Annotated in this window: 14 protein-coding genes; 9 read left to right on the forward strand and 5 right to left on the reverse strand. The window is 31.9% G+C overall.

Annotated features, from left to right (window positions below; translation table 11 throughout):
• The first annotated feature begins 332 nt into the window (after positions 1 to 332).
• Positions 333 to 1,955 (forward strand): phosphoenolpyruvate carboxykinase (ATP), encoded by a 1,623-nt coding sequence (pckA, locus tag JBKA6_RS03875; RefSeq protein WP_096686038.1) that lies wholly within the window; start codon positions 333 to 335, stop codon positions 1,953 to 1,955.
• Between the two features lie 862 nt (positions 1,956 to 2,817).
• Here pckA and JBKA6_RS03880 read toward each other — a convergent pair.
• The 3 genes from JBKA6_RS03880 to porW form a co-directional block, all read right to left on the reverse strand.
• Positions 2,818 to 3,096, reverse strand: coding sequence for a hypothetical protein (locus JBKA6_RS03880; RefSeq protein WP_096686040.1), 279 nt, complete (start codon positions 3,094 to 3,096; stop codon positions 2,818 to 2,820).
• A gap of 3 nt (positions 3,097 to 3,099) precedes the next feature.
• Positions 3,100 to 4,278: an acetyl-CoA C-acyltransferase gene (locus tag JBKA6_RS03885; RefSeq protein ID WP_096686042.1), complete on the reverse strand. Its 1,179-nt coding sequence runs from the start codon at positions 4,276 to 4,278 to the stop codon at positions 3,100 to 3,102.
• A gap of 155 nt (positions 4,279 to 4,433) precedes the next feature.
• Complete coding sequence (gene porW / locus JBKA6_RS03890; RefSeq protein WP_157776935.1) at positions 4,434 to 6,683, reverse strand: type IX secretion system periplasmic lipoprotein PorW/SprE; 2,250 nt, start codon at positions 6,681 to 6,683, stop codon at positions 4,434 to 4,436.
• Positions 6,684 to 6,986: 303 nt separating this feature from the next.
• Here porW and rpmB point away from each other — a divergent pair, with 303 nt between their 5' ends.
• From rpmB to rsmA, 5 genes are all read left to right on the forward strand, one after another.
• The gene (gene rpmB, locus JBKA6_RS03895) at positions 6,987 to 7,223 is read left to right on the forward strand and encodes a 50S ribosomal protein L28 (RefSeq protein ID WP_096686046.1); all 237 of its coding nucleotides are present in this window, start codon (positions 6,987 to 6,989) and stop codon (positions 7,221 to 7,223) included.
• 28 nt (positions 7,224 to 7,251) lie between these two features.
• Positions 7,252 to 7,437 (forward strand): 50S ribosomal protein L33, encoded by a 186-nt coding sequence (rpmG, locus tag JBKA6_RS03900; protein WP_096686048.1) that lies wholly within the window; start codon positions 7,252 to 7,254, stop codon positions 7,435 to 7,437.
• Between the two features lie 10 nt (positions 7,438 to 7,447).
• Positions 7,448 to 7,612 carry a DUF4295 domain-containing protein gene (locus tag JBKA6_RS03905; protein WP_096686050.1) on the forward strand — a complete coding sequence of 55 codons (165 nt, stop codon included), beginning with the start codon at positions 7,448 to 7,450 and terminating at the stop codon, positions 7,610 to 7,612.
• 97 nt (positions 7,613 to 7,709) lie between these two features.
• Positions 7,710 to 8,639, forward strand: a complete 930-nt coding sequence (gene ftsY, locus JBKA6_RS03910; protein WP_096686052.1) for a signal recognition particle-docking protein FtsY — start codon at positions 7,710 to 7,712, stop codon at positions 8,637 to 8,639.
• Between the two features lie 107 nt (positions 8,640 to 8,746).
• On the forward strand, positions 8,747 to 9,544 hold the full coding sequence (rsmA, locus tag JBKA6_RS03915) for a 16S rRNA (adenine(1518)-N(6)/adenine(1519)-N(6))-dimethyltransferase RsmA (RefSeq protein WP_096686054.1): 798 nt from the start codon (positions 8,747 to 8,749) through the stop codon (positions 9,542 to 9,544).
• A 5-nt stretch (positions 9,545 to 9,549) separates the two neighbouring features.
• Here rsmA and JBKA6_RS03920 read toward each other — a convergent pair whose 3' ends face one another.
• Entirely contained in the window at positions 9,550 to 10,329 is a 780-nt protein-coding gene (locus tag JBKA6_RS03920; protein ID WP_096686056.1) for a glycosyltransferase family 2 protein, read from the reverse strand.
• A gap of 422 nt (positions 10,330 to 10,751) precedes the next feature.
• On the opposite strand from JBKA6_RS03920, the gene JBKA6_RS03925 reads away from it, so the two are divergent.
• A complete protein-coding gene (locus JBKA6_RS03925; protein WP_096686058.1) occupies positions 10,752 to 11,879 on the forward strand; it encodes a hypothetical protein in 1,128 nt (375 codons plus the stop codon).
• Positions 11,880 to 12,069: 190 nt separating this feature from the next.
• On the opposite strand, the gene JBKA6_RS03930 is transcribed toward JBKA6_RS03925, so the two are convergent.
• Positions 12,070 to 13,368, reverse strand: coding sequence for an IS1380 family transposase (locus JBKA6_RS03930; protein ID WP_096686059.1), 1,299 nt, complete (start codon positions 13,366 to 13,368; stop codon positions 12,070 to 12,072).
• 356 nt (positions 13,369 to 13,724) lie between these two features.
• Between JBKA6_RS03930 and JBKA6_RS03940 the strand changes: the two genes are divergently transcribed.
• Both JBKA6_RS03940 and JBKA6_RS03945 read left to right on the forward strand, forming a co-directional pair.
• Positions 13,725 to 14,729 (forward strand): tail fiber domain-containing protein, encoded by a 1,005-nt coding sequence (locus tag JBKA6_RS03940; RefSeq protein WP_096686063.1) that lies wholly within the window; start codon positions 13,725 to 13,727, stop codon positions 14,727 to 14,729.
• 489 nt (positions 14,730 to 15,218) lie between these two features.
• On the forward strand, positions 15,219 to 16,847 hold the full coding sequence (locus JBKA6_RS03945) for a hypothetical protein (RefSeq protein ID WP_096686065.1): 1,629 nt from the start codon (positions 15,219 to 15,221) through the stop codon (positions 16,845 to 16,847).
• Positions 16,848 to 16,852 lie beyond the last annotated feature (5 nt).

Consider the following 16,852-nt stretch of genomic DNA (forward strand, 5'->3'; position numbering starts at 1 on the left):
ACATCTCATATCAAATATTGAAATATAACCATGAATAATCGGGGTTAATTCCCTCTACTTTTCAATAGAGAAATAAATCATTAGCTAAAATGAGAGTAGCATTATTTTAAATTGGGAGAGATTTTTATAAATCTCACTGAGTAAATTGAAATATTCTAGCAATATTATCTATCAAAACACTTTAAAGCCTAGTCTAAAAGATTGATTCTTTTTTAGCAGTTTATATTACTTGCAGACCATTTATATTTAATCAAATATTAATCAAACTCAGGTTCGTAATAATTAAAATACTCCATACATTTGCAGGACGTCAATTTCTAAAATGGTATAAAATGACTGCAAATAATTTAGAAGATCAAAATAGAGAACTAGAAAAATATGGAATAAAAAACTCCATTCCTCTTTGGAATTTAGAACCTATGGAGTTACAAAAAATCACAATAGAAAAAGGTCTTGGAAAGATTTCAAGCACAGGAGCCTTATCTATAAATACAGGAAAATTTACTGGTCGTTCGCCTAAAGATAGATTTATAGTAGAAGATGATATAACTAAAGACACCATATGGTGGGGATCTACAAATATTCCTTTTAGCTCTAAAAATTTCGACATATTATACCAAGATTTAGTCGATTACTTATCTAATAGAGAGATTTACATAAGGGACGCCCAAGTGTGCTCCGATCCATTGTATAAGACTGATATTAGGATAATTACAGAGCTTCCATGGTCTAATATTTTTGCTTATAACATGTTTATAAGACCAACTGAGGAATATCTAAAAAGTAATTTTGATCCAGAATGGATTGTTTTGAACGCTCCAGGATTTTCAGCAAAAAAAGAAATTCACCAAACTAGACAGGAAAATTTTTCTATTCTGAATTTCAGCAAAAAGATAGCTATAATAGGGGGAAGCGCGTATACTGGAGAAATCAAAAAAGGAATCTTTTCAACTATGAACTTTGTGCTGCCTACAGAAAAAAATGTCTTGCCTATGCACTGTTCGGCCAATGTGGGCAATAGCGGAGATACTGCTATATTTTTTGGGTTATCTGGAACTGGAAAAACTACATTATCTGCAGATCCAAATAGAAAACTAATAGGAGATGACGAACACGGATGGTCTAGTGAAAATAAAATATTCAATTTTGAAGGAGGATGCTATGCAAAAGCCATAGGTCTGTGTGAAGAAAACGAACCTGATATATTCAGAGCTGTAAAACAAGGAGCTATTTTAGAAAATATAATATTCAAAGAAGGAACTAACGAAGTTGATTATTACGACAGCAGCATAACTGAAAATACTAGAGTCAGTTATCCTATAGAACATATAGAAAATATAAAAGTCCCTTCCATAGGAGAAAATCTTAAAAATATATTTTTCCTCACCTGTGACGCTTTTGGAGTTCTGCCTCCCTTATCTAAATTGACACCTAATCAAGCTGCTTTTTATTTTATATCTGGATACACTGCTAAGGTGGCTGGTACAGAAGATGGAGTTGTAGAGCCTATTCCTTCATTCTCGGCTTGTTTTGGAGAACCATTTATGCCTTTGCATCCGACTAAATACGCTGAGATGTTAAGCGATAAAATACAGAGCTCAAAAGCTAAGGTATGGCTGATAAATACAGGTTGGTCGGGAGGCCCTTATGGAGTAGGAGAGAGAATTAGTATAAAGTATACTAGATCTATGATTACTGCTGCATTAGAAGATAAATTAGATAGTGTTCCATATAATACTATGCCAATATTTGGATTATCCATACCGACTGAATGTCCTAATATCCCTTCAGATTTATTAGATCCTAGGAATACTTGGAAAGACAAAAGTGAGTATGATAAAAAATTATATGAATTAGCCGTTTCTTTTAATAAAAACTTTGAGAAGTTTGCTAATTGTGCAAATAAAGAAATTTTATCTAGCGCTCCCTCTATAAAAAAAGATACTGTCTCATAAAGTATGTAAATAAGGATTCTGGTTGTTATTTTTCTACCGAAAAATCCATCACCTAAGTATTTTCTTTTTTTATTAAAAGTTTTTTTTAGGAAAATGTGAATTTATAGGTATTAAAATAGGAGTGTAAAATCACCCCTATTTGCAATAATTTCAACCTGAGTTCGATTAATAATTTGTTTGACAAAAACGCTTTAATCCTAGTTAATTCAAGGCTTTTGAATGTTTTAACCTAAGCAAATTATTAATCGAACTCAGATATATAAGAAATTGTTTTGGCTAGACGTTCGCCAGTGTTTTTCCAAATTAAGTTCTTCCATTGCCGCGTAGTGAGTTCTGTCATGAAATATTTTCTTCACATCCATCAAATATTTTTTCCCTTCAAAGAAAGCTTTAAAAAATTAACCCAGATTATTCATAGTCATATGAATTTTTCAAGTTAAAAATATTGTTTTACTCAGTATTTCTGAGTAATTATCAATCTAATTCAGATTATAAATAATGTACGTTAATTCCTCACTTTTGGGCTTTATGTAAAATGGTTGTTTTTGGTTAAAGCCCTTTAAAATTAACACTTATACCCAATATTGAAATATAACCGTGAATAATCCGAGTTAAGAAATCTCAGGAAGCTTTTAATGGTATTAGAACTGCCTTTGATGCTGTTGAATCTGCTAAGAAGAAAATAGCTGTGTCTAGTTAAATATTCTCTAAAGAGATCATAAATCCTATTCTAATAGATCAAAAATAAAACTACTAAAACGAGATATTTTAATCACTTAGTTGGTATGCTTACCAGAATGCTTTCTTTTAAATGAAAATCTGTTTTTTTTCAACGCTTCTCCTAAGAGGAAAAGTAATAGAGTTATTTTAATAGCTGAGAAAATAGAACCACAAGGGCTATAAGCATTGTAGAGATCAAAATGCCTCTCAAATAGTAATCTTTTTGCATCTTGCTAAGGATGATGAATATAATTAGATTCGGTAATGTTAAAAGAGATATTAACTTATAGTAAATGTTAGTTTTTACTATAGTGTCTATAAATATATCAAAATCTTTACCTGTAGATATGAAGTACATATAGAAAAATAAGGCTGGGAAAATAAATCCTAATAAGGATCCTATGAATATCTGTTTTTTCATAGATTATACGTTTTTTATAACCATAGCAGAGGCTCCACCTCCTCCGTTACAGACTCCTGCAACACCTAAAGTGGCTTTTTTTTGTTTTAAAATATTTATAAGAGAAACTACTATTCTGGCTCCTGAACAGCCCAAAGGGTGACCAAGAGATACAGCCCCTCCATTTACATTTAACTTTTGAGGCGATATTTTTAACAGTTCAGCATTAACTATTCCCACTACAGAAAAAGCTTCATTTAATTCGAAATAATCTATTTCTGATACAGAGATATTCCCTTTATTCAAAGCATTTTCAATAGCTTTAGTAGGAGTTATTGTAAACCATTCTGGTTCATTAGCAGCATCGGCATAAGTAATTATTTCTGCTATAGGCTTTATGTTTAAAGTCGCAGCTTTTTCTTCACTCATCAAAATTAAGACGCAAGCTCCATCGCTGATAGTAGACGAATTAGCCGCAGTTACGGTTCCCTCTTTCTTAAAGACAGGTTTTAAGAGAGGTATTTTGTCTAAAATCACATTTTTATACTCTTGATCTTCATCAATAATAATAGTATTGCCCTTTTTGTCACTTATCTTAACGGGTACTATCTCTTGTTTGAATCTCCCTGCCTTCCAAGCCTCGGCCGAACGATTATAAGAACTAATAGCAAACGAATCTTGTTTTTCTCTACTTACAGAGTATCTCTCTGCACACTGTTCCGCACAATATCCCATATGCACATGGTTATATACATCTGTGAGACCATCTTTGATCAATCCATCTTCCAAAGGCATATTGCCTAATTTTGATTTCATATTGGATCTAGATAGATAGTACGGAACATTAGACATGCTTTCCATCCCGCCAGCTACTACTACATGGGCATCACCAGATTTTATAGCTTGAGCAGCTATAATAATAGACTTCATGCCCGATGAACAAACTCTATTAATCGTAGTACAAGGAACTGTATAATCTATTCCAGCTAAAATAGAAGCTTGCCTAGCAGGAGCTTGACCTAATCCAGCCTGATAGACATTGCCCATATAGACTTCATCTATGAGTGAAGGATTTAGATCGATCTTTTCTAAGGCCCCCGATATTGCTATAGAACCTAATTTTGGCGCAGATAGTCCAGATAAAGAGCCCATAAAACTGCCTATAGGTGTCCTAACGGCCGAAGCTATAACTACTTTTTTCATATTATTTTTAATAAGGCTGTTGAAAACTATTAATAAAATTTCATGAAAAATATTTCAAAGTCTAAATAACTCATTGATATTTTGCCCTCACCCAATAAAGGATAAACAGCGCAATTTATAATATAATTAGGGTTTAGGATTGAAATTAATTCATTTTATTTTTTCAAATCTCCAAGGTTTAAAGAATCTTTTTTATCCTCCTTGTCTTTTAGATATTTAGATAAATTATCTAATAATTCTTTAGCTTTTTTAGCCTCTTCCGATTTAGAATGATGAAATAATATGAATTCTAAATTATCTTTATAACTAGAGATTTCACTCACTTTAGCAAATGCGTATGATTTTAACAATTCAAATTTTGGACTTATGTCACTAAAAGGATAGTCTTTAACAGCGTTTTTGCAAATTGCTATTGTTGAAGTGTAGTCTTTTGAAGTGTATTTTTTGTAGGCGTCTCTATAAATAGAATAAATCTCCATCTTGGTGTCTTTCCCCTCATATTTTTCAAGAGGATTGGATATTAAATGAGCATATCTAGAATTAGGACCTAATTTTAAAACTTTATCCCTGTAAAAAGAAACTGAATCGGAGACTCCTAAATCCTTATAAATCTTATATAGATTGTAATTAATAGGTATTTCGAAATTTTTTGCAGGCTTGTAATTCATCAATTTTATAAAGGTGTTTTTTGCTAAAACATCTCTTTTAAAGACCTCTTTGTAGACAACCCCTAATTTGTAAAGCGATGTATTTCTAGATTGTTCTATCCTTTCTATATCTTCTCTTGCCTTTGGATAATCATTTAATAAACTGTCTATAGTCTTAGAATCTTCTATATCTGAAATTCTTTTTTTTTCTTCCTCTGTCTTTTTTTCTATACTCTCTAAATCATTTTTTACTTTATTTTTTCTGTCATTAATAGTTCTCCAGTTATCTTGTAGTCGTCTATTATCCCATACTTCGACAAAATACTCTTTGCCTTCATCTATTTGTATACTGTTGTAAAAATAAAAATCACCTGTTTTAGTTTCTTTCTCAACTTTTTCTTTTTGGAGGATTAGCTTATTTTTACTAATCCTATTATCTTCTACTTGCTTTTTTATTACAGATTTTAACTTATCTATTGGCATAGAGGATAAAAGCAATATGCTATCACTGCGTTTTATCTCTAACATATAGGAAACTATATTTTTTAGATTACTCTTTTTTCTAGAAATATTTGCTGTTTCAATCCAATCTTTCTCTGCTTGATCTAGGCATTCTCGGTATCTCTGTTTTGCCAAAATATATTCGGCATTATCGAAATATATATCTCCTAGTTTAGCATTAGATAACACCTTAGTGTTTTTATCAGCAGTATCGGAATTGACAGTTTTTTCAAAAAACTTTATAGCAGATATGGTATCTCTAATTTTAAGATAAGCATAGCCTATATTGTAATATATCAACCCTTCATAAATGCTGCTCTCATCGTTTTCCATTATTTTTCGCATTTCGTATATGATGGATTTGATATTATCTCTATGTTCATGATCGAGCCCGTTTAATTTGCTAATAAGAGCTAGAATATTCATTTTTGGAGATATATCAGCTTTTATAACCTGATCTGCATAATGCGAGATTTTTTTTCCCTCATCTAATTTTGCATACAACTGAGACAATATCAAAATACATTTAATCTTATAGTTTTGATCACTTATGAGATTTATAGCCTTTTCTAATACACTTATGGCTTGTCTATACTTAGAAATTTTTATCAGAGTTTGAGCATAAGTTATATACAGATCTAACTTGATATCTACATTATTAATTTTATTACTGTTGAGATACATATGTTTAAGATCTTCCTCTATTATAGATTCATTTCCTAAATGATTTTGACATTTAAAGGTCCATATCTTGGTCTCTGTATAAGTGTTGCTATCTCGGATATTGTGTATTATGTAGTTAAAGGCTTCCAAGGCAGATAGATACTCAGATTTAAGATAGTTTACTTTTGCAAGGAGTAAATAAGAACTAGGTATTTGAGTATTTAATTCTGCTCCATTTACCATTACAGAGTATTCCTGTATGGCTTTTGTGGTTTTATTAATAACAGAATCTAATTCTATTTTGATATCTGTATTTTTAGAAAAGAATACAGAGTCGTACTGGCCGACTTCTTCTAGAGGAAAGATGCCATAGATGTTTTCTTTGCTTTTTTCTTCTTTTTCTTTCAAAAGATTTATAGCTTTATTATATCTCTTTTCAGCGTTGAATAATATATTGAAATACGTGACCATCTCTTTGTATTTAACATTGAGAAAATTATCTGAAGAACAAGAGATAAAAAGTGAAAAATACAGGCAAAACAAAATATTCTTCCCTATATTGATCTTATCATAAAACATTAAATATGGATTCAATTTCACTATGAGTGGTAGTAAGTAATTTCATTAATCCTAAATATTCAAGATATCAAGTGCATTTTTTTAAAGCCTTCCCTTAATATGTAGGAACAAAATAAGACATGGTTACAGTATGGCTGTTTACTATTGATCAAACGTACAAAAAAATATATTTTGTGTGATTAATAAAAATATTTTCAATCAAGAGCTTCCTAAAAAGAAAAAAAAGTTGTTACTTTGTCGGCTCTCTCTGATATAAGCCATAAATTTGGTGTGTTAAAGAGTGGTTTTTTTAATAAAAAATTAAATTCGATTAATTTCATGTCGAGAATTTGTGAGATTACGGGCAAGAAGGCTATGGTGGGAAACAATGTTTCTCATGCTAATAACAGAACAAAGAGAAGATTTGATATAAACCTTCATAAAAAGAGATTCTATATCCTAGAAGAAGATAGGTGGATAACTCTGAAAGTTTCTGCTTACGGTATAAAGGTTATAAATAAGAAAGGTATTTCTTTGGCTCTTAAGGAGGCTAAGGAGAATGGTTTTCTAAAGTGATCGTCTGAGTGAATATATATTTATACTAATGGCTAAGAAAAAAATAAATAATGTTCAAGTAGTACTAGAGTGTACAGAACATAGAAATAGCGGGATGCCTGGAGCTTCTAGGTATATTACCACTAAGAATAAGAAAAACAATCCCGACAGGATGGAACGTAGAAAATACAATCCTGTTTTGAAGAAAGTCACTATACACAAAGAAATAAAATAGTCTAAATAAAATGGCAAAAAAAGCTGTAGCAAGTCTACAAACAGGGGCGAAAAAGATGGTGAAAGCCATAAAAATGTTGAAGTCTGAGAAAACTGGTTCTTATACCTTTAAGCACAAGATTCTAAATGTGGAAGAAGTTAAAGATTTCTTCGATAATACTAGCTCTTCTAAGTAAAATACTTTATTGATTTAATAATTAAATCTTTCCCCTTTTCAAAAATGCCTTAAGCTATCTGCTATGGTATTTTTTTTATGAGAAATACCTCAAAAAAATGAGTTTTTTAAAAAATGTCTTTACAAAGGATAAGAAACAAACCTTAGACAAAGGCTTACAGAAATCTAAGACTCATATACTAAAACAGCTAGCCAGGGCTGTTTTGGGTAAAAGCACGATAGACTCCGATGTTTTAGACAACCTAGAAGAGGCCCTTATATCTTCAGATGTGGGAGTGGAGACCACTCTAAAAATAATAGATAATATAGAGAAAAGGGTGTCTGTAGATAAGTACTCAGGCACAGATGAGCTGAATGCTATCTTGAAAGATGAGATAGGTAAATTCTTAGTAGAAGATTCCTTAAGTGAAAATATAGAATCTCCGCATGTGATTATGGTAGTCGGTGTTAATGGAGTAGGGAAGACCACCACCATAGGTAAGATTGCTCACAAATTTAAAAAGAATGATAAAAGAGTAATCTTAGGAGCTGTAGATACTTTCAGGGCTGCTGCCATAGAGCAGCTTACTATATGGAGTGAAAGGACTGGCAGCGATATTGTAAAACAAAAAATGGGTTCGGATCCTGCTGCTGTGGCTTATGATACTTTGCAATCTGTTGTTTCTAAAAAGGCCGATGTAGTTATTATTGATACTGCTGGTAGACTTCACAATAAAGTTAATTTGATGAATGAACTCGCTAAGATAAAAAGCGTAATAAAAAAAGTCATTCCCAATGCTCCTCATGAAATATTGTTAGTTTTAGATGGTTCTACAGGCCAAAATGCAGTGGAACAAGCCAGAGAATTTACCAAAGTCATAGATATAAACTCTATCGCTATAACAAAGTTAGATGGCACGGTCAAAGGCGGAGTTTTAATAGGAATATCTGATGAATTCAAAATACCTATAAAATACATAGGTGTGGGTGAAGGGATTGAAGATTTGCAATTATTCGATAAAAAAGAATTTATAGATTCTCTTCTTTAAAATGTCTATTCTCAGACTTGTTATAAATCATTAGATCTTATATCAATTCTTAATTGATCTCTATAACAATTTTATCTCTGTGATAAAAGGTATTTTTCAACTCTACTATGAAGTATATTAAAGCGAAAAAATACTTAGGGCAACATTTTTTAAAAGACGATACTATCGCTGAAAAAATAGTAAACTCTATGTCTTTCTGCAATTACAAAAAAGTTATAGAGGTAGGAGCAGGCATGGGTGTTATGACAAAATATCTCTTGCAAAGAGATGTGAATCTATACGTTATTGAATTAGATGTAGAGTCGGTTGAATATTTAACAGAAAAATATGAATCTTTAGTTGCTAATATTTTTAATGAAGACTTTCTAAAGTTCAATCTAAACGATATTTCCAAAGGAGAAGATTTTGGTCTAATCGGTAATTATCCATACAATATATCCTCGCAAATACTATTTAAATTATTAGAGTATAAGTCTCAAATCCCAGAGATGTGTGGAATGTTTCAAAAAGAAGTCGCAGATAGAGTTGTGTCAAAACACGGGAACAAAACCTATGGCATATTGTCTGTTCTGATACAGGCTTTTTATCATGTAGAGTATTTATTTACTGTGGAGCCCGATTCCTTTTATCCTATTCCAAAGGTTAGGTCAGCGGTGATTAGATTAAAAAGAAAAGAGAATAATAAAATAAACTGCAATGAAAAACTATTGTTCAAAGTAGTTAAAATGAGTTTTAATCACAGAAGAAAAAAACTCAAGAACAATTTAAAACCACTATTCCTATCTGATGCCTTACAAACTTGCATTTTTGCAGACAAGAGATGTGAACAACTCTCTGTAGAGGATTTTATAACATTGACAAAAATAGTGGAAGAGGACAATCCAACTATCTTAGATTCTAATTAATACTTTCAATATTCTCCTCTATCCCTAAAAAAGAAAAACTTGATTTTTTGAACTAGTTTAGATAAAGGCTTTAAAAACAGTAATAGGGGGTTTCCCCATAGATTATTATCCCGCCACGCTTTATAAGACTCTATAGTACTTGTAAATTTATTTTTTATGTTTTTACCACTTTCTCCTCCTATTCTCATATATGTCAATACTTTAGGCAGATGATACGAAGTGGCTCTGTGTTTTACAAAAAACCTTACCATGAGGTCGTAGTCGGCAGCTATTCGGTATTTAGTGTTGAATTTTCCATATGTGGAGTACATATACTTTTTAACAAAAAAAGCTGGATGAGCTGGACATCTCCAGCCCATTCTAAATAATCTTTCATTATAAGGTTTAGATCTCCATAACCTAACGGCTTTGTTAGTATTGTGCCTTTTCACACAGAGTAGATCGCCGTATACTATATCTACTTTTTGAATGTGAAACTCATTTACTACGTTAGAAATTACATGCTTTGAGCTGAGCATATCATCACTATTTAAAATACCTATAATATCTCCAGTACAAAGATCTATTCCCTTATTCATAGCGTGATATATACCATCATCGGATTCACTTACAACTTTAGATATCACAGACCTATATTTATTTATTATATCCATAGTTCCGTCTGTGCTATTTCCATCTATTATTATGTATTCTATATCCTTATAGTCTTGGCTTAAGACCGAAGATATTGTATCCTCTATGGTATTTGATCTATTTTTTACTACTGTTATTATCGATACTTTCATTATGGGTGGCGGGGCACTTGTTTTCATTTGTAATGAACTAAATCCTAAATAAGTGGAATAATCGTTATTTAAATCTGATAAATTATGAATATTATATCATATATATACACTTCAATACCAATAATCCAGTGCAAAAGTAGCACTTAAATAAATTGGTTTATTTGTTTTTAAATAAATGGATTTTTTATCTCAGCATTTATTCACATTAATGTTATTAAAATCTAAAAAAATGCAATGCTCTAGTGGTTTCTATAGTTTACTGCATCTACTAAAAATTTATCCAAAAATTAAATAAAGAATCTTTTTTTAATAAAATTCAGGATAATGAAAAGGTTATATGTTTAAACTAAGCTTTGTAAGCTATTTTGTTTACTTTTATGTGCGCAGATAAATAATTTTTCTATTCCTAAAACATGATTATTATGAAGAATATTACTTTTTTCTTATCCATAATTGCCAGTATTTCCCTATTCTCTCAAACTTTCCCTGATAAATTAAGCTATCAAACTTTGATAATAGATGATAAAGAAAATATATTGTCTGATACTTCGGTTACTATACAAATATCCCTGATTACTAGAGATGCTTTAGGTGATATGAGGGCAGTATATAACGAAATCCATAGAGTTAAAACTAACAGCGTAGGGGTTGCCTCTTTGATGATAGGCAATGGGATTAAGCCTACCTCTTTTAGGGATGTTAGTTTAATAGATTTAAATTGGGATATTCCTCACAAGATTGAAGTAAGGGTAGATTTAGATAATGATGGAGAATACGATATACACAAGGAGAGTAAATTGCTTAGTGTTCCGTATGCTATACGTTCGTATAGTACTAGTGAAATTGATGTTGTAGATAATTTAAGTTCTCATAATAGTGAAGTTCCTCTATCAGCTAACCAGGGCAGAGTATTAAATGAAGGATTGGGAAGAAAGATAGATAAGAGTAAGATAATAGATAATTTAAATAGCACTGATGCTACAGAGGTCTTATCGGCAGCACAAGGCAAAGCTCTTAAGGCAGAAATAAACAATTTAGGTTCCAGTTTAAGGGTGGATGTGTTAGATGAATTAACCTCTACTGATGCGAGTAAAGCCTTATCAGCGAATCAGGGCAGAATATTGTTAGGAATGATACAAACTAAGATAGATAAGAGTAAGATAATAGATAATTTAAATAGCACTGATGCTACAGAGGTATTATCAGCAGCACAGGGCAAAGCTCTTAAGACAGAAATAGGTACAAAATTAAATATATCTGATATAGTAAATAATTTAACCACTAATGATGCCACTAAGGCATTATCAGCAGCACAAGGAAAAGTTCTTAAGGCAGAAATAGGCACTAAATTAGATATATCCGATATAGTAAATAATTTAACCACTAATGATGCCGCTAAGGCCTTATCAGCTAAACAGGGCAGAATATTGTTAGGAATGATACAAACTAAGATAGATAAGAGTAAGATAATAAATAATTTAAATAGCACTAATGTTACAGAGGTATTATCGGCAGCACAAGGCAAAGTTCTTAACCCGCATTATTCATAGTCATACTAAAATAGATTAGACGTGATATTTTTTCCTTAACTTTTTTACTAATCGAAGAGAACTCATCTTCTTTGTCGTTTTTTTGCACCTTTTTTTAGGATGACAATGCTCTTTTTTAGTGTTTTTACATGGTTTTTTAACGACAAGGCGTAACTATCCCAAGGTTGTTCATTTCACAAATAAACAACCGTTACTGGGTAATAATTTCCCGAAATAAACCCTTGTAAACAAAAGATTTAGATAGCTGATAATAGATTCGCCTTTTGGTAATTTTAATCGTTGCTCCTACCTTGAGAAGATAGGTTCTAATCGAACTGATTAACCATTTTTTTGCTACTTCAAATCTTGTTTTCTTTATCTTCTGTTTCAGTAATAAAAACATTTCATAGGCAAGACTACTCATCATAAGTCGAAAAAAATTAGCAAGAAAACTATGATTTGACAAACGATCAGAAAAACACATATTTTTAACTTCTTTTATTCTATTTTCACTTGAATCACCTCTTTTCACATAAAAGTCAAAGTAAATTTCTCTAGCATCCTTTTGGGGAAGATTACTAGAAAAATGCCTTATGTTCATCCCTAATCCTGTACTCTCAACTTTAGAATAGCACTGTTGAGGCTTGTGCCAACTCTTGGCTTTGTACGTAAAACTCATAAAATGTTGGTGCTTCTCTCCCTGATCTAAATACATTTTTTTTACAGCATTTTTTGACCAAGATACCTTTCTTTTTAAAACTTCATTGCTCGCTATGCCTGTCACATATAGTAAATCAAAATCATCTACTAATTGGTAAAAAGGAGCGCAACTAAAGCCGCTATCACTTCTAATAATTATTTCCATCTCTGGGTGACTCTCACGTATTTTGATAATTATTCGCTTTAAAATACTCACATACCATTTATTAGAATGACTATTTCCTGGGCGGAGTACAGGAAGGATAATCTGTCCTGTTTTTCCATCATGAAAAAATAGTTCATTGTACATGAATTGACTATAATAACCGTTAAACATTGACAATTGTTGACTGCCATGAGTTGGATCATCAGTTGAATCTACGTCAATAACTATTCTCTTACGATCAGATAAACTTGAAACATATTTGTATAACCACGCATCACAAAACTTAAAAACAGCTTGTTTGTCAAAGCTATTCTCAAATCTTGATATAGTAGGTTGAGAAGCCAAATCACCTTGAAGAACATCTTTGAATAAAGGATCGTTATGTAAATGATTAACATCATTGGCGTCTTCATAGCCTAACATGATCATATAAACCCTTTGTTTTAACTGTTGCTTTCTGGTATAAGTAATAAATCTAGAGTCTCGAGTATCAGGCAAAAGTTTACTGTAATAATGAATCAATCTATGATCTCTTTCTAGTTTTTCAAGCATGATTAAAGATCCATCAGAGCTAATTTCTGATGATGAAAAAGTTAACTCAACAGAAGTTTTCCCTCTATAAAATAATGTGTTTTTATTCCTCATTTTTGGGCTATATTAAAGTATGTTTCTTTGGACTTTAATGCCTTAAAATTAACACTTTATGCGCAATATTTAAAGGGTAACTATGAATAATCTGGGTTAAGGCAGAAATAGGAACTAAATTAAATATATCTGATATAGTAGATGATTTAGTTACTGATATTCCTACAAAGGCCTTATCAGCTAACCAGGGGAAGGTATTAGACGAAAAGATAAATAATGAGAGGGTTCTTGTAAAAGACAAAAGAGGCAATATTAGAACTGACCCCTCTGTTAGAGACTCTAGTGCAAGTGGAAGTGGACCAGGCGATAATGTTTTTATAGGTTTTGAATCTGGTAAAAGTACAACAACTGGTATATTGAATTTAGCCATTGGTATTTCAAGCTTAAGACAGAACGTCCTTGGCAGTTCGAATATTGCTATTGGCTCAAATGCTCTTTCAAAGAAAGTATCAGGTAATTTTAATATAGCTATAGGAGTGAAAGCTGGTAGACAAGTTGCTAGCGGATCAAATCTCTCGCTGTCACGTGGATCTATTTTCATAGGACATGGCACTAGATCGAAAGTGAATGACAGCAGAAATGAGATAGTTATAGGTAATGATGCTAAAGGAAAAGGGGATAATACTGTAACTATTGGTAATTCTAAGGTTATTGAAACTCACTTAAAAGGAAAAGTTTATGCAAATACTACACTAATCTCTTCTGATAAACGTCTCAAGAGCATAATAGGCATTTCAGATAAAGAATCAGACCTTAAAAAACTTTTAGATATAGAAATCACGGATTACAGTATGAGAGATACTAATAAATTGGGTAATCAGCATTTTAAAAAGGTAATAGCTCAGCAGATAGAAGGTATAGTTCCAAATATTGTAGGAAAGAATAGTGGTGTGATACCTAGCGTCTACGAATCAACCGAATCAATAGAGACTACAAACAATACTACATCAATTACTACAAAAAAAGCACATGGTTTTTCTAGGGGAGACATGGTAAGATTAATTTTGGATGATGACCGAGAGAGTTTCGTTAAAGTAAAAGAGATAAAAAGTGCTAATGCTTTTGTTGTAGATTTAGGAGATGAGGTATCTCCAAATAAAGTATTTGTATATGGTAAGGAGGTAGACGATTTGCGATCAGTAGATTACGATGGCCTTACCACTTTGAATATCTCAGCTACTCAAGCTATTTACGATCACATGCTAGAACTAGAAAAAGAGAATTATATTCTTAAGGAAAAGCTTTCTGGTGCTGAGGAAAAGCTTTCTGGTACTGAAAAGAAATTAAATACTTTAATCAAAGTATTAAGTAAATCAAATGTCCTTGATAAGAAAGATATCAAAGTTTTGATAAAAGAATAGATAGTGTCAAGAATAGGTGTTATCCATGTAGGCATATACCATCACTTTGAGTATCATCTTATGGTGGTAGCTTGGCTTCCCTTCTTTTTTACTGTATTGAAGAAATCAACAAATTGAGGTTTAGTTGTTCAATCACGCCATTGATAACTCGTACAGGATGATCTGCAGGAATCAATTCTTCGATATTAGGTGGAAAAAGCCAACTTTGTCATTGGTTGTAGTCCCTGAAATTTGTATTCATACTATTTGATTATCAATCAGTTAGTGAGATAAACTAACAGGTAAACAGTTAGCAAGATAAACTAACAGGTAAAAGGCTACACTTTTAAACAAAAAAAATCTACCTCGGTTTTGGGATAGCTCCCTTCTTTTAATAAGATTCAGGATAATAAAAAGGTTATATGTTAATTAAACTAGACTTTGTAGGCTATTTTATTTACTTTTATGTGCACAGATAAATAATTTTTCTATTTATATAATATGATCATTATGAAGAATATTACTTTTTTCTTATCTATAATTGCCAGTATTTCCCTATTCTCTCAAACTTTCCCTGATAAATTAAGCTATCAAACTTTGATAACAGATGATGAAGAAAATATATTGGCTAATACTTCGGTTACTATACAAATATCGCTAGTTATTAGAGATGCTTTAGGTGATATGAGGGCAGTGTATAACGAAACCCATAGAGTTAAAACTAATAATATAGGAGTTACCTCTTTGATGATAGGCAATGGGATTAAGCCTCCTTCTTTTAGGGATGTTAGTTTAATAGATTTAAATTGGGATATTCCTCACAAGATTGAAGTAAGGGTAGATTTAGATAATGATGGAGAATACGATATATACAAAGAGAGTAAGTTGCTTAGTGTTCCGTATGCTATACGTTCGTATAGTACTAGTGAAATTGATGTTGTAGATAATCTAAGTTCTCATAATAGTGAAGTTCCTCTATCAGCTAACCAGGGCAGAATACTATCTGAAAGGCTACAAACTAAGATCCATAAGAATAAGATAGTAGATAATTTAAATAGCAATGATGCTACAAAGGTGTTATCGGCAGCACAAGGCAAAGCACTTAAGGATGAAATAGACCATTTACATTTAAGTTCTGGTTCCAGTTTAGGGGTGGATGTTTTAGATGAATTAACGTCTACTGATGCGAGTAAAGCCTTATCAGCGAATCAGGGTAGAATATTAAATGAAGGATTGGGAAGAAAGATTAATGAGAGTAAAATAATAGATAATTTAAATAGCACTGATGCTACAGAGGTATTATCAGCAGCACAAGGCAAAGCTCTTAAGGATCAAATAGACAAAAAGTTAGATTCCAGTTTAAGGGTGGATGTGTTAGATGAATTAACGTCTACTGATGCGAGTAAAGCCTTATCAGCGAATCAGGGCAGAATATTAAATGAAGGATTGGGAAGAAAGATAGATGCGAGTAAAATAATAGATAATTTAAATAGCACTAATGCTACAGCGGTCTTATCAGCAGCACAAGGCAAAGTTCTTAAGGATCAAATAGACAATAAGTTAGATTCCAGTTTAAGGGTGGATGTTTTAGATGAATTAACGTCTACTGATGCGAGTAAAGCCTTATCAGCGAATCAAGGTAGAATATTAAATGAAGGATTGGGAAGAAAGATTGATGCGAGTAAAATAATAGATAATTTAAATAGCACTAATGCTACAGCGGTATTATCAGCAGCACAAGGCAAAGTTCTTAAGGATCAAATAGACAATAAGTTAGATTCCAGTTTAAGGGTGGATGTATTAGATGAATTAACGTCTACTGATGCGAGTAAAGCCTTATCAGCGAATCAGGGTAGAATATTAAATGAAGGATTGGGAAGAAAGATTGATGCGAGTAAAATAATAGATAATTTAAATAGCACTAATGCTACAGCGGTCTTATCAGCAGCACAAGGCAAAGTCCTTAAGGATCAAATAGACAATAAGTTAGATTCCAGTTTAAGGGTGGATGTGTTAGATGAATTAACGTCTACTGATGCGAGTAAAGCCTTATCAGCGAATCAGGGCAGAATATTAACCCAGATTATTCATAGTTACCCTTTAAATATTGCGCATAAAGTGTTAATTTTAAGGCATTAAAGTCC

Source organism: Ichthyobacterium seriolicida, assembly GCF_002369955.1.
Classification (GTDB): domain Bacteria; phylum Bacteroidota; class Bacteroidia; order Flavobacteriales; family Ichthyobacteriaceae; genus Ichthyobacterium; species Ichthyobacterium seriolicida.